Origin of the sequence: Streptomyces sp. NPDC102270 (assembly GCF_044766405.1) — a bacterium.
Lineage (GTDB): Bacteria > Actinomycetota > Actinomycetes > Streptomycetales > Streptomycetaceae > Streptomyces.
The window spans coordinates 1-12,791 of record NZ_JBIWLX010000054.1; the positions used below are offsets into that span (position 1 = coordinate 1).

Genomic DNA, 12,791 nt, shown 5'->3' on the forward strand with positions numbered 1-12,791 from the left:
TTCCCCGTCAGGTCAACGATGAGGAAGGAGACCTGCCTGGCCCCGAAACGCCGCCGCAGATCCTCCGCGATCACGTCGACGGCCTCCACCGGCGCGGCCGTCTCTGCCGCCGTCAGCAGCCGGGGAAGTTCACTCTGCGCAGCGCTGTCCATCACGGCCCCTTCCACCGGCACCCTCCTCTCAGCTTGGGAACCTTCACGGTGAGCGTCAATCTGTGGAGATGCCCATGGTCCGGAGAACTACGGATTTCCGGGCGCTGCCGTCCGTCGGCGCTGGGCCAGGCGGTACTGCGTTCGAGACGCGGCACCGGAATGGGGCGGCCTAGGTTCTCGGAGTTCCCGTCATGCTCTTTTCGGGCCCTTCACTGTGGGGAGACCTGCCCTGGAAGGGGCCAGGGGTGACTTCGTGTCGCCCGCTCAGGTGTCCGCGCCCTTCGTGGCCGGCAACAGCGCGGCCAGTTCGGCGTCGTCCGGGCGGTGGACCGCCTCGGCCGCCTTGCGCAGAACAGCGCGGTCGACCTTTTCCGTGTCGGCGATGAGCTCGATGACCACGCCGTCACGGGGTATCGCGTATGCGTGGGAGGCACCCGCCTTGCGATACCAGGCGTCACCGTCGCGCTCACAGCTGACCCGCTTGGCCGTCACCTCGCCCAGCGGCTGCTTTGAGCAGTTCTCGGCCGTCAGCGTGCGGCGATCCACGAAGAGGCCGAACCTGGTGGCGCGGTCCTCGGACCGATAGGCGGCGGCGAACTGACCCTCGTACTCGCCGACCGACTCCTGGAACACGGTGTAGCCGGAGACCTCGGTGACATAGACGAGTTCCGGTTCGACGCCCCAGGTCCTGGCGGCGGCGTCGAGATCGGCGGCTGTCCGTGCCGGGCCCTCCTCCTTGTCCGCGGCGCATCCCGTGAGGAGGATCGGCAGCAGCAGGAGGAGAGGGAACAGAGCACGGCTGGTTTGCGTCATGAACACATCCTGGCGCATGGACATGCCACGTGAGCGGTGACTTACGCCGCGGCCAGTTCGCACCACACGTACTTGCCGCGGTTGCCGTTCCTGGACAGGGGCTGCCAGCCCCACAGATCGGCGCAGGCGCGGACCAGGGCGAGGCCGCGGCCGTTCTCGGCGTCGGTGAGTTGGTCCAGCGATGTCGGGGGCTCGGGTGGCTCGGGGTCCGCGTCCCACGCGCCGAGGCGGAGGGTTCCCGGCGGCGACCAGCGCACCCGTAGGGCGGCGGGGCCCTTGGCGTGGAGTACGGCGTTGGAGATCAGTTCGGTGGCGAGCAGTTCCGCGGTGTCGACCAGGGTGATCAGGCCGTGCATCGTCAGGATGAGGCGGAGGGTACGCCGGCTCACGGTGACGGCTCGGGGGTCGTGGGGGATGTGGAGCACGTACTCCCAGGGTTCGGGCATGCGGCAACTCCGCTTCGGTGGTGGGGGTTTCGGAGATCTGCGGGTGGCGGGTGGTGGCAGTGCCGCAGCCGTCATGGCAGGACGGGGCGGTGCGCTTCCGGTACCCCGGGGTTCCGCAGCGTGTGCGTCGCGTCACCGACGGTATTTCCTATACTTAGGAAATTGCAACCCGTTGCCGTATTCTGGCGCTCGAACGAGGGACGTTCACGGGGAGTTGGAGTGAGGAGGCACCAGTTGCCGCCGAAGAGGCATCTCACGGCCCGGCGCGTAAGACTGGGTGCTGAGCTGCGAAAGTTGCGCGAAGCAACGGGCTTGACGGCTCGGGAGGCCGCGGAACTGCTGGAGGCCGACTCCGTCCAGATGAGTCAGATCGAGTCCGGCACCGTGGGTGTGAGCGCCAAGCGCGTGCGCCGGCTCGCCTCCAACTACGCCTGCACGGACGAGGCGTTGGTCGAGGCCTTGGTGGCCATGGCGACCGATCGCACGCGTGGCTGGTGGGAGGACTACAGGGAAGTCCTGCCACAGGTGAACCTGGATGTGGCAGAGGCGGAGCACCATGCGACGTACCTGCGAGACATTGTCATCACCCGTGTCCCCGGGCTGCTTCAGACGCCGGACTACGCCCGTGCGGTATTCGCCTACATGAACCCCGGGCTGCCCGACAGCCAGGTGGACATGAAGGTGGAGTACCGGATGAGGCGCCGTGCGGTGATCGAGGGCGACAACCCCACTCCGTACGAGGCGATCGTCCATGAGATGGCTCTACGCCTTCGAGTCGCGGACAGTGAGTCGTCGCGTGTCCAACTCCGGCAGATCCTGAACATGGTCGAGCGGGGCTGCGCCACCGTACGCGTCATTCCCACTGATCAGGACGGGTTTGCCGGTTCAGGGGCGTCGATGATGTATGCCGGAGGTGCCGTGTCCCGGCTGGACACCGGCATGCGTGACTCGCCCACCGGCGTCGCGTTCATCGATGCCGAAATCCAGCTGGACCGAATGCGGGCGCTGATTCGTAAGATCGAGAGCGCGTCGCTGGACCCGATCGCGTCGCGCGACTTCATCCACCGCATGGCGAAGGAACTCTGATGAACTGGCGTAAGTCCACGTACTCCGATGGCGGCGAGGGCGACACCTGCGTCGAGATCGCCCCCCTCCCTACCCGCATAGCCGTCCGTGACTCCAAGGCCCCCGCCCGGGCCACCCTCTCCTTCCCGGCCCCCGTCTTCACCGCTCTCATCGACCACCTGAAAGAACACCCCTGGTCAGAAGCCCGTCTCCCGGGCTAGCGTCCCCGTATGACCGCCTTCGATCCCTGGGACCCGGCGTTTCTCGCCGACCCGTACCCCGCTTACGCAGAGCTTCGTGCCAAGGGCCGGGTGCAGTACTACGAGCCGACGAACCAGTGGCTCGTCCCGCACCACGCGGACGTCTCCGCGCTGCTCAGGGACCGCAGGCTCGGGCGGACGTACCAGCACCGGTTCACGCACGAGGACTTCGGGCGTACCGCGCCGCCGGCGGAACACGAGCCGTTCCACACGCTCAACGACCACGGGATGCTCGACCTGGAGCCGCCGGACCACACCCGGATCCGGCGTCTGGTGTCGAAGGCGTTCACGCCGCGTACGGTCGAGCAGCTGCGGCCGTATGTGACCGACCTGGCCGGCGAGCTGGTGGACCGGCTCGTCGCGGAGGGCGGCGGCGATCTGCTGACCGATGTCGCGGAGCCGCTTCCCGTCGCCGTGATCGCCGAGATGCTGGGGATCCCGGAGGCGGACCGGGCGCCGCTGCGGCCCTGGTCGGCGGACATCTGCGGGATGTACGAGCTGAACCCGCCGGAGGATGTGGCGGAGAGGGCGGTACGGGCGTCGGTCGAGTTCTCCGACTACCTGCGCGACCTGATCGCCGAACGGCGCAAGGAGCCCGGGGACGACCTGATCTCGGGGCTCATCGCCGCGCACGACGAGGGTGACCGGCTCACCGAGCAGGAGATGATCTCCACCTGCGTCCTGCTGCTCAACGCCGGTCACGAAGCCACCGTGAACGCCACGGTCAATGGCTGGTACGCCCTGTTCCGGAACCCGGAGCAACTGGCCGCCCTGCGCGCGGACCACTCCCTCGTCCCGCGGGCCGTCGAAGAACTCATGCGCTACGACACCCCCCTCCAGCTCTTCGAACGCTGGGTCCTGGACGAGATCGAGGTCGACGGGACGACGATCCCGAGGGGCGCCGAGATCGCCCTGCTCTTCGGTTCCGCCAACCATGACCCGGCCACCTTCCCGGACCCGGAACGCCTCGACCTCACCCGCGCCGACAACCCGCACATCTCCTTCAGCGCCGGGATCCACTACTGCATCGGCGCCCCCCTGGCCCGTATCGAACTGGCCGCCTCCATGACGGCCCTGCTGGAGAAGGCCCCGGCGCTGACCCTGGCCGCGGAGCCGCAGCGCAAGCCGAACTTCGTGATCCGGGGGCTGGGGGGACTGAGCGTCCACACCGGTTCAGGCGGCTGAGGCAACAGCGGTTACTCAGGCCGCAGTTGAGTACGCGTGCTCATACCCCGCGCTCGCCGCGCGGCCAGTATTGGGTGCACGGCGCCGACGAGAGCGCCGGTGGGATCCAACTGAACCTGTGGGGGAATTTCTCATGTCGCGTCGCATCGTTGTCTCCGTCGCTGCCGGTGTCGTCGTCCTCGGAGGTGCCGGCGCCTTCGCCCTCGCCTACGCCGGGGACCAGTCGCCGACGCTGGCCCACAGCACGGCCCGTTACACCGCTCCCGCCGCCGACCACGACGGCTCGTTGACCTTCACCACCGACGTCACGACGTCCTCCGACGTCAAGAGCGTGAAGGTGGTGGCCTGGCCGGCCAACTCGCCCTTCGCGAAGAAGCCGCTGACGGCCAAGGACATGGCCGGTGTCGAGGAGTCCGCCGTCTGCAAGTCCTCGGGCGGGGACGTCGAGCGGTGCACCTACAAGGTCGCCGTCACCCGCGCTGATGCCGAGGGGTCCCCGAAGGGCCTGTGGCACGTGGCCGTCCTGGTCACCGCCAAGGACGGCGACACGACCCTGGACACCAAGGCGGCCGACTTCAAGGTGGCCTGAGCCGAACGTACCCATCATGGTGGCTAACGAGTCATGGCGGATGTCAGTGGACGGCGAGGAGTTCGAGGTCAGCCGTCCGGACGGCAAGCCGGGTACCTACAACTTCATGTGGCTGACCGGGCCCGACCCCGGGTACGGGTTCGGGTTCAGCACCCACCCTCCGGTGCCCGCCGACACGGAGCAACTGGAGGAAGCCGTACGGGACTTCCTCGCGCAGGTGGACCCCGACACCGGACACATCGGGTGATCACCGGCACCGGGGCAGAGCCCCACCGCTCGCCGGAGTCATGGGTCCTCCCGCAGCCGTCGCCGGACCGCCGGCCGCACCATCAGGGTGAGGATCAGGAGCGGGAGGAAGGCGCCGCCCAGCACCACGAACGGCAGTTCCGTGAGCATGACCGAGAGGTCCAGGCCCTCGTTCTCGAAGGCACCGCCCAGGTGGCGCCGGGTGCGGGGCATGGACAGCCACAGCAGCGGGGCCACCGTCGCCCCCGCCACCGACAGCGCGCAGCCCCCGCAGGTCATCGCGTCCACTCGCCGCTTCATGCGGACAGGGACGCGCGGGACCGGGCCCACGGTTCGGGGCGTCGCACCGCCAGAACCGCTCCGGCGACCCCCTAGCGCTCCTTCGTCTCCTCCAGCACCGTCCGCCCCAGCAGCAGATACCGCTCGGGTGACCGCCGCTTCAGGTACTGCGCGTATCCGATGCCCAGGGCTGCGACCGCCGCCACCAGCCACGGCGTGGCCTTCAGGACCAGGGAACCGGACTCCGTGCCGGCCGCCGCGCTCATGTTGGAGATCAGCAGGACGACCACGGCGAGCATGGCGATGCCGCCGACCAGCGGGGCCGTGAGGGTCCGGAACCAGTGGCGGCTCTCCGGGTGGTGCGTGCGGAAGTACGCCAGCACCGCGAAGGAGCACACGGCCTGCACGATCAGGATCGCCATGGTGCCGAGGATGGCGAGCAGGACGTACGTGCCGCTGTACGGGTCCTTGCCGGCCGCCCAGAACGCCAGCAGGAGTACGGCGGTCACGACCGTCTGGACCAGGCCCGCGACGTGCGGGGAGCCGTGCCGGGGGTGGGTGCGGCCGATCGTGTTCTTCAGCGAGGGCAGCACGCCCTCGCGGCCCAGCGCGTACATGTAGCGGGCGGCGCAGTTGTGGAAGGCCATGCCGCAGGCCAGCGAGCCGGTGATCATCAGCCACTGCATGACGTCGACCGCCCAGTGGCCGACGTACTGCTCGGTGGGGCCGAAGAAGAGCTGGAGGGGGTTGTCGGTGGCGACCTTGACGGCGTTCGACTCGCCGGTGCCCGAGATGGCCATCCAGGAGACGAAAACGTAGAAGACGCCGACGCCCAGGACGGAGATCATCGTCGCCTTGGGGATGATCTTCTTCGGGTTGCGGGACTCCTCGCCGTACATCGCCGTCGACTCGAAGCCGACCCACGACCAGAAGGCGAAGAAGAGACCGAGGCCGGCGGAGGTGCCCTTGAAGGCGTTGACCGGGTTGACCGGGTCGAGGCTGAAGCCGTTCGGGCCGCCGCCGTGGAAGGCGACCGAGACCGCCATCGCGGCGAGGATCGTCACCTCGGTGGCGAGGAGGACGACGAGGAGCTTCTCGGCGACCGAGACGCCGAACCAGGTGCCCACCGCGTTGACCGCGAGCATCAGGATCGCGAACGCCCACCAGGGGATGTGCACCCCGGTCTGGTCCTTCAGGGTGCCCGTCGCGAACGTCGAGAAGATGCCGATGAGCGCGGGCTCGAAGACGACGTACGCGAAGGTGGCGAGCAGTCCCGAGGCGAGGCCCACCGTGCGGCCGAGGCCGTAGGAGATGAAGCCGTAGAAGGCGCCCGTCGAGGTGATGTGCTTCGCCATCGAGGTGAAGCCGACGGAAAAGATTGCCAGGACGACCATTGCGACGAGATAACTCGCGGGCGCCCCGATGCCGTTGCCCGCCGACACCATGAAGGGCACGTTGCCCGTCATCGCGGTGATCGGCGCGGCGGTCGCCACGGCCATGAACACCACGCCCAGCAGACCGATGGCGTTGGGCTTCAGCCGGTGAACCGTGCCTTCCTCTTCCGTGTTCGCCGCCGGGGCGACTCCCTCGTCCACTGCCATCGGGTGGCCCCTCTCCTTGTCCGTCCACTACGTTCCGAACCGGAACTCTGTAGACCGAATAAGTCGAGCAAGGGTCTCGGGGCGTTAAATGTTTGTCAACCAGACCTTTAGAAATCTGACCGCAACACGCGGCTCGTAGCGTCCTCGCCATGAGCTACACGTCCGTACTCGGCGGTCGACACCACCGCTTCGAGACCCTCGCCCGTCTGCTCGCCGCCGCGAGTCCCGAACGCTCCGGCGACCGGCTGGCCGGACTTGCGGCCGCCTCCGAACAGGAGCGGGTGGCCGCCCGCTGGGCGCTGGCGGACGTACCGCTCGCCAAGTTCCTGGCCGAGCCGCTGATCCCGTACGAGACGGACGACGTGACCCGGCTGATCCTCGACACGCACGACGCGGCCGCCTTCGCCCCGGTGGCGGGGCTGACGGTGGGCGAGTTCCGGGAGTGGCTGCTGTCCCCCGGCGCCGACGCGGAGGCGCTGGCCGCCCTCGCGCCCGGGCTCACTCCCGAGATGGTCGCCGCGGTCTCCAAGCTGATGGGCAACGCGGACCTGGTCGCCGTGGCCCGCAAGGTGCGCGTGATCACCGCGTTCCGCTCGACGATCGGGCTGCCGGGACGGCTGGCGACCCGGCTCCAGCCCAACCACCCGACCGACGACCCGGCGGGCGTGGCGGCGGCCCTCCTCGACGGACTGCTGCTGGGCTCCGGCGACGCGGTGATCGGCATCAACCCGGCCACCGACAGCCCGAAGGCCGTACGGGACCTGCTGGAACTGCTCGACGGGGTGATCCAGCGGTACGCGATCCCCACCCAGTCCTGTGTGCTGTCCCATGTGACGACGAGCGTGGACCTGATGTCCCGGGGCGCCCCGGTGGACCTGGTCTTCCAGTCGATCGCGGGGACGCAGGCGGCCAACGCGTCCTTCGGGGTGACGCTGAGGCTGCTCGACGAGGCGTACGAGGCCGCCCTCGCCCTGGAGCGGGGCACGGTCGGCCGGAACGTCATGTACTTCGAGACCGGGCAGGGCAGCGCCCTGTCGGCGGACGCGCACCACGGCGTGGACCAGCAGACGGTGGAGGCCCGGGCGTACGCGGTGGCGCGGCGCTACGACCCGCTGCTCGTGAACACGGTCGTCGGCTTCATCGGCCCCGAGTACCTCTACGACGGTCGGCAGATCCTGCGCGCCGCGCTGGAGGACCACTTCTGCGGCAAGCTGCTCGGCCTGCCCATGGGCCTGGACATCTGCTACACCAACCACGCCGACGCGGACGACGACGACATCGCCACGATGCTCACCATGCTCGGCGTGGCCGGCGCGTCCTTCGTGATCTGCACCCCGGGCGGCGACGACATCATGCTCAACTACCAGTCCGCCTCCTACCACGACGCGTTGTACCTCCGGGAGGTCCTGGGCCTGCGCCCGGCACCGGAGTTCGAGAGCTGGCTCGACTCGATCGGGCTGCTGGACGAGAAGGGCGGGATCCGCGAGACGACCGGGACGACCCACCCGCTGACGGCCATCGGGAAGGAACTGGCGGCATGAGCGAAGTGGCCGTACAGGCAAGTGACGAAGTGGCCGTACAGACAAGCGAGTTGTGGTCGTCGCTGCGGCAGCGCACCCAGGCCCGCATCGGCCTCGGCCGGGCCGGCTCGGCGCTCCCCACCCGGCACCGCCTCGAACTCCAGGCCGCGCACGCGGCCGCCCGGGACGCCGTGCACTCGCCGTTCGACCCCGACGTGATCGCGGCGGCGCTGACCGGGACGCCGACGGTACGGGTGCGCAGCTCGGCTCCGGACCGGCTCACCTACCTCCAGCGGCCGGACCTGGGCCGCCGCCTCGACCCCACGGACCGGGCCCATCTGCCCGTGGGGGAGTGGGACGTCGTCTTCGTCGTCGCCGACGGGCTGTCCAGCCGGGCCGTGCACGAGCACGCGGCGGCGGTCGTACGGCGGACGGTGGAGCGTCTGCCGTCGTGGGCCGTCGCTCCCGTCGTCCTCGCCGAGCAGGCCCGCGTGGCGCTGGGTGACGACATCGCCTCCGCGATGGGGGCGGACATGGTGGTGGTGCTGGTCGGGGAACGTCCCGGGATGTCGGCGGCGGACTCCCTGGGCGCGTACCTGACGTACCGGCCGGTGCCGGGGGTGACGACCGACGCCGACCGTAACTGCCTGTCCAACATCCGGCCGCCGATGGGGCTCTCGTACGAGGGGGCGGCGGGAAAGCTGGCGGGGCTGATGGCGCGGGCGCGGGAACTGGGGGCCACGGGGGTGGCCCTGAAGGACGAGTCGGACGCGGCGGTGCCACTGGCGTAGGGGCGGTCAGCGAGTCGCGACCAGCCGGGAAGTACAGCCTGCTGTACCCCGAACCGGGCGGACTGCGGGATCGGCCCAGGGGGGGCCTGATCCATAGCGTCGGTGAGGTGACGGCAGGAGCCGTACACATGGCGCGAGTTGAGGAAGCGCGATGACGCACCCGAACCCCCACCGGCTGACCGACCCGGCCGCCGACCCGCCCGCCGACGCCCCGAGCGGAGTCTCCCGCGGGGACGTCCTGCGCTCCGTGCTGTGGGCGGTGGTGGTGGTCAGCACCGTCGCCAACATGGCCGCCTCCTTCGGCGGTGCCCGCACCTGGGTGCACCTGCTGTGCGGTGGCGTCACCGTGCTCTGTGCCGGCACCCTGGTCGTGCGCAACCTGCGGGGACACAAGTGAGCGCCCCCGTCGCGCCGCTCACCGCGCGGCAGACGCCCGCCATCGCGCTGGAGCGGGTCAGCAAGACGTACGCGGGCGGAGTGCGAGCCCTGGACGACGTGTCGCTCAGCGTGCGGCGCGGCACCTTCCTCGCCGTGATGGGGCCCTCCGGCTCCGGCAAGAGCACCCTGATGCACTGCGCCGCCGGGCTCGACTCCCCGACCACGGGCAGCATCCGCATCGACGGCCACGAGATCGCCGGGCTCAACGAGACCCGCCGCACCGAACTGCGCCGCGAGCGCGTCGGTTTCGTCTTCCAGGCCTACAACCTGATCCCCTCGCTCAGCATCGAGGACAACATCACGCTGCCCCTGCGCCTCGCGGGCCGCCGCCCCGACGCCGACTGGCTGCGCACCCTCGTCGAGCGGGTGGGGCTGGCCGACCGGCTCACCCACCGCCCGGCCGAGCTCTCCGGCGGCCAGCAGCAACGGGCCGCCGTCGTAAGGGCGTTGGCGGCCCGCCCGGCGGTGGTGTTCGCGGACGAGCCGACCGGCGCACTCGACCTGCGCAGCGCCCACCAGGTCCTCGACCTGCTGCGCGCCCTCGTCGACGACCTGGGTCAGACGGTCGTGATGGTCACCCACGACCCCGCCGCCGCGGCCCAGGCCCACCGCACCCTCGTCATGGCCGACGGCTGCGTGGTCGACGCCCTGGACGCGCCCACCGCGCCCGAACTCGCGGACCGGCTCGTCGCGCTGGCGGAGAGGTAGAGAACGATGTTCCCCATCGCGGTACGCATGGCCGCCCACCGGATCACCGCACTGCTCGCCGTGGCCTGCGCGGTGCTCGGCGGCGCCATGCTCATCACGGCCACCGCCGTCCTCGCCGAGTCCGGCCTGCGTTCCCACCTGCCCCCTGGCCGCCTCGCCGGCGCGGACATCGTGGTCGCGGCCGACCAGGAGTTCCGTCCGAGCGGCGACCTGCCCCTCGCCCTGCCCGAGCGGGCCACCGTCCCGGCCCGGCTCACGGACCGGCTGGCCGGGCTGCCCGGCGTCACCGCCGCGGTCGGCGCCGTCGACTTCCCGGCGGCTCTCGTCGACGCCCACGGCCGGGTCGTACCGGCCGGTGACGACCCCGGGACGGCGGGCCACGGCTGGTCCTCGACGAAGCTGCTGGCCGCGCCGCACATCGCGGGCCGTGCCCCGACCGGTTCCGGCGAGATCGCCGTCGACACCGCCACCGCGGCGGCGGCCGGGATCGAGCCGGGCGACCGGGTCGAGGTCCTCGCGGACGGCCGCCCCGCCACGCCGTACCGCGTCTCCGCCGTGGTCGGCACACCGGGCGCGGGCGTCTTCTTCACCGACGCCACCGCCGTACGGCTCTCCGGCCGGGCCGGCGACGGGCCGCGCGCCGGCACCGTCGACCTGATCGGCCTGACGACCACGCCCGGTGCCGCCGACCGGGTCGCCGAGGCGGTCCGCGAGCAGGTGGCCGGTACCGGCCTGAAGGTCGTCACCGGAGGGGACCGGGGCAACGCGGTCTCGCCCGGCATCGGCGCGGCCCGCTCGCTGCTCGTGCTCCTGTCCGGTTCGCTCGCCGGGATCGTCCTGCTCATCACCGGGTTCGTCACGGCGGGCGCGCTGGGCGTGGCGATCGCCGGGCAGCGCCGCGACCTGGCGCTGATGCGGGCGGTGGGCGCGACGCCGAGGCAGATACGGCGACTGGCCGCCGCGCAGTCGTCCGTCGTGGCGGGCGTGGCCCTCGTCCCCGGCGTTGCGCTCGGCTACCTGCTCGCGGGCCGGTTCCACGACGTACTGGCCCACCGAGGCGTCCTGCCCCCCGAACTCCCCCTGACCATCAGCCCCTTGCCCGCCCTCGCCGCCTTCGTGCTGACCGCCGCCTCCGTGCAGTTGTCCGCCCGGGCCGCGTCCTGGCGCACCTCGCGGATGCCGGCCACCGAGGCGGTCGCCGAGTCCCGCAGCGAACCGCGCACCCCGTCCCGCGTGCGCACCCGCATCGGCCTGCTGCTCGTCACCGCCGCGAGCACCCTGTCGGTCGTCCCGCTGTTCTCGCGCACCGTCATCGGCGCCTCGGCCACGTCCCTCGCGGGCATCCTCGGCGCGATCGGCCTGGCCCTGGCCGGGCCCGCCCTCATCAAGGCGCTGGGCGACGCGGCGGCCCGGCGCACCCGTACCGGGGCCTCCGCGGCGACCTGGCTCGCGATGGCCAACCTCCGCGCCTACGCCCAGCGCAACGCCGGGATCGTCAGCCCCCTCGCCATGGCGGTCGTCTTCGTCCTGACGTACACCTTCGCCCAGACCACCGTCATGGCCGCCACCTCCCACGACACGGACACCGGCACGCTCGCCGCCTACCGGCTCACCGCACCGGCGCTCGGCGGTCTGCCCGAGGGCACGCTCACCGCCGTACGGAACACACCGGGCGTACGGGCGGCCGCGCCGGTCACCACGACCACGGCCGTGTGGCAGTACGAGCAGTTCGGCGAGCCCGACACCGAGGCCGCGTCCGCGATGATCCTCACGCCGGACGCGACGGACGTCCTCGACCTCGGGGTACGGGACGGCGGCCTCGACCGGCTCACCGGCGCCACCGTGGCCGTGAGCAGTGACGCGGCCCGCACCCGCGGAGCCGGGACCGGGAGCCGGGTGCACCTGGTCCTCGGCGACGGGACGCGGGTCGTCGCCCGGGTCGTGGCCGTCTACTCCCGGGGCCTGGGCTTCGGCCCGATCGTCCTCTCCCACGACCTGGCGGCCGGTCATACGACGACGGACCTGGCCCAGAGCGTGTTCGTGCGCACCGACGGCACGGCCGATGCCGGACACCGGCTCGCGGCGCTGGCCACCGCACATCCCGGTCTGACCCTGACCACCACGCGGGCCACGCCCGGCGGGAGCGACACCCCGCCCGAGGTGTGGATCAACCTGGTCGTGATCGTGGTGCTGCTCGCCTACCTGCTGCTGAGCATCGCGAACAAGCTGGTCGCGGCGACCGCCCAGCGCCGCACGGAACTCGCGGCCCTGCGGCTGGGCGGCACCACGCCCCGCCAGATCCACGCGATGATGCGCCGCGAGGCCGCGGTCATCGCCGCCGCCGCGCTCGCCGGAGGCCTGCTGCTGTCCGCGCTGCCGCTGGCGCTGCTGGGCCAGGGCTTCCTCGGCCGGCCCTGGCCCGCCGGCCCGGTGTGGCTCCTGCCGGCCGCCGCGCTCACGGTCATGGGCACGGCGTTCCTCACCATGGAACTCCCCACCCGCCGCGCGCTGCGCATGCCGCCGGCGGAGGTGATCCGCGCACAGTGAGTCCAGCGGTCGGGGGGCGGGGGGGGGGGCCCCCCCCCCCCCCCCCCCCCCCCCCACAAACCCCACCCCCCCCCCCCCCCCCCCCCCCCCCCCGCGGGGCGCCCCCCCCCCCCCCCCCCCGGCCGCGGGGCCGGCCAACAAAAAACCAGAA

Annotated in this window: 14 protein-coding genes; 10 read left to right on the forward strand and 4 right to left on the reverse strand. The window is 71.3% G+C overall.

The genetic code is table 11. The features are described 5' to 3' along the window. Positions 1-416 precede the first annotated feature (416 nt). Positions 417-965: a hypothetical protein gene (locus tag ACIRP7_RS45250; RefSeq protein WP_403672811.1), complete on the reverse strand. Its 549-nt coding sequence runs from the start codon at positions 963-965 to the stop codon at positions 417-419. Between the two features lie 41 nt (positions 966-1,006). Next, a complete protein-coding gene (locus ACIRP7_RS45255) occupies positions 1,007-1,411 on the reverse strand; it encodes an ATP-binding protein (RefSeq protein WP_403672814.1) in 405 nt (134 codons plus the stop codon). Between the two features lie 234 nt (positions 1,412-1,645). On the opposite strand from ACIRP7_RS45255, the gene ACIRP7_RS45260 reads away from it, so the two are divergent. The 5 genes from ACIRP7_RS45260 (at position 1,646) to ACIRP7_RS45280 (ending at position 4,757) form a co-directional block, all read left to right on the forward strand. Beyond that, entirely contained in the window at positions 1,646-2,497 is an 852-nt protein-coding gene (locus ACIRP7_RS45260) for a helix-turn-helix domain-containing protein (RefSeq protein WP_403672816.1), read from the forward strand. Then, on the forward strand, positions 2,497-2,697 hold the full coding sequence (locus ACIRP7_RS45265) for a DUF397 domain-containing protein (RefSeq protein ID WP_403672819.1): 201 nt from the start codon (positions 2,497-2,499) through the stop codon (positions 2,695-2,697). The genes ACIRP7_RS45260 and ACIRP7_RS45265 overlap by 1 nt, the downstream gene beginning before the upstream one ends. A 9-nt stretch (positions 2,698-2,706) precedes the next feature. Then, on the forward strand, positions 2,707-3,921 hold the full coding sequence (locus tag ACIRP7_RS45270) for a cytochrome P450 (protein WP_403672822.1): 1,215 nt from the start codon (positions 2,707-2,709) through the stop codon (positions 3,919-3,921). 133 nt (positions 3,922-4,054) lie between these two features. Next, positions 4,055-4,510, forward strand: coding sequence for a DUF5707 domain-containing protein (locus ACIRP7_RS45275; RefSeq protein ID WP_403672825.1), 456 nt, complete (start codon positions 4,055-4,057; stop codon positions 4,508-4,510). A gap of 16 nt (positions 4,511-4,526) precedes the next feature. Next, the gene (locus ACIRP7_RS45280) at positions 4,527-4,757 is read left to right on the forward strand and encodes a hypothetical protein (RefSeq protein WP_403672828.1); all 231 of its coding nucleotides are present in this window, start codon (positions 4,527-4,529) and stop codon (positions 4,755-4,757) included. A gap of 38 nt (positions 4,758-4,795) precedes the next feature. On the opposite strand, the gene ACIRP7_RS45285 is transcribed toward ACIRP7_RS45280, so the two are convergent. Next, positions 4,796-5,056, reverse strand: a complete 261-nt coding sequence (locus ACIRP7_RS45285; protein WP_403672831.1) for a hypothetical protein — start codon at positions 5,054-5,056, stop codon at positions 4,796-4,798. Between the two features lie 71 nt (positions 5,057-5,127). Continuing rightward, positions 5,128-6,636 carry an APC family permease gene (locus ACIRP7_RS45290; protein ID WP_403672834.1) on the reverse strand — a complete coding sequence of 503 codons (1,509 nt, stop codon included), beginning with the start codon at positions 6,634-6,636 and terminating at the stop codon, positions 5,128-5,130. Positions 6,637-6,785: 149 nt separating this feature from the next. On the opposite strand from ACIRP7_RS45290, the gene ACIRP7_RS45295 reads away from it, so the two are divergent. The 5 genes from ACIRP7_RS45295 (at position 6,786) to ACIRP7_RS45315 (ending at position 12,640) form a co-directional block, all read left to right on the forward strand. Next, positions 6,786-8,177 (forward strand): ethanolamine ammonia-lyase subunit EutB, encoded by a 1,392-nt coding sequence (locus tag ACIRP7_RS45295; protein ID WP_403672836.1) that lies wholly within the window; start codon positions 6,786-6,788, stop codon positions 8,175-8,177. Next, complete coding sequence (gene eutC, locus ACIRP7_RS45300; RefSeq protein WP_403672839.1) at positions 8,174-8,947, forward strand: ethanolamine ammonia-lyase subunit EutC; 774 nt, start codon at positions 8,174-8,176, stop codon at positions 8,945-8,947. Before ACIRP7_RS45295 ends, eutC begins: the two co-directional genes overlap by 4 nt. A gap of 151 nt (positions 8,948-9,098) precedes the next feature. Beyond that, positions 9,099-9,344, forward strand: a complete 246-nt coding sequence (locus ACIRP7_RS45305; protein ID WP_403672842.1) for a hypothetical protein — start codon at positions 9,099-9,101, stop codon at positions 9,342-9,344. Continuing rightward, on the forward strand, positions 9,341-10,093 hold the full coding sequence (locus ACIRP7_RS45310) for an ABC transporter ATP-binding protein (protein ID WP_403672844.1): 753 nt from the start codon (positions 9,341-9,343) through the stop codon (positions 10,091-10,093). The genes ACIRP7_RS45305 and ACIRP7_RS45310 overlap by 4 nt, the downstream gene beginning before the upstream one ends. A 6-nt stretch (positions 10,094-10,099) precedes the next feature. Then, a complete protein-coding gene (locus tag ACIRP7_RS45315; protein WP_403672847.1) occupies positions 10,100-12,640 on the forward strand; it encodes an FtsX-like permease family protein in 2,541 nt (846 codons plus the stop codon). The last annotated feature ends 151 nt before the right edge of the window (positions 12,641-12,791 follow it).

Excerpts from the sequence above, each read along its gene's own strand:
- ACIRP7_RS45250 (WP_403672811.1), bottom strand. The coding sequence starts at position 965 with ATGACGCAAACCAGCCGTGCTCTGTTCCCTCTCCTCCTGCTGCTGCCG.
- ACIRP7_RS45255 (WP_403672814.1), bottom strand. The coding sequence starts at position 1,411 with ATGCCCGAACCCTGGGAGTACGTGCTCCACATCCCCCACGACCCCCGA.
- ACIRP7_RS45265 (WP_403672819.1), top strand. The coding sequence starts at position 2,497 with ATGAACTGGCGTAAGTCCACGTACTCCGATGGCGGCGAGGGCGACACC.
- ACIRP7_RS45270 (WP_403672822.1), top strand. The coding sequence starts at position 2,707 with ATGACCGCCTTCGATCCCTGGGACCCGGCGTTTCTCGCCGACCCGTAC.
- ACIRP7_RS45275 (WP_403672825.1), top strand. The coding sequence starts at position 4,055 with ATGTCGCGTCGCATCGTTGTCTCCGTCGCTGCCGGTGTCGTCGTCCTC.
- ACIRP7_RS45280 (WP_403672828.1), top strand. The coding sequence starts at position 4,527 with ATGGTGGCTAACGAGTCATGGCGGATGTCAGTGGACGGCGAGGAGTTC.
- ACIRP7_RS45285 (WP_403672831.1), bottom strand. The coding sequence starts at position 5,056 with ATGAAGCGGCGAGTGGACGCGATGACCTGCGGGGGCTGCGCGCTGTCG.
- ACIRP7_RS45290 (WP_403672834.1), bottom strand. The coding sequence starts at position 6,636 with ATGGCAGTGGACGAGGGAGTCGCCCCGGCGGCGAACACGGAAGAGGAA.
- ACIRP7_RS45295 (WP_403672836.1), top strand. The coding sequence starts at position 6,786 with ATGAGCTACACGTCCGTACTCGGCGGTCGACACCACCGCTTCGAGACC.
- eutC (WP_403672839.1), top strand. The coding sequence starts at position 8,174 with ATGAGCGAAGTGGCCGTACAGGCAAGTGACGAAGTGGCCGTACAGACA.
- ACIRP7_RS45305 (WP_403672842.1), top strand. The coding sequence starts at position 9,099 with ATGACGCACCCGAACCCCCACCGGCTGACCGACCCGGCCGCCGACCCG.
- ACIRP7_RS45315 (WP_403672847.1), top strand. The coding sequence starts at position 10,100 with ATGTTCCCCATCGCGGTACGCATGGCCGCCCACCGGATCACCGCACTG.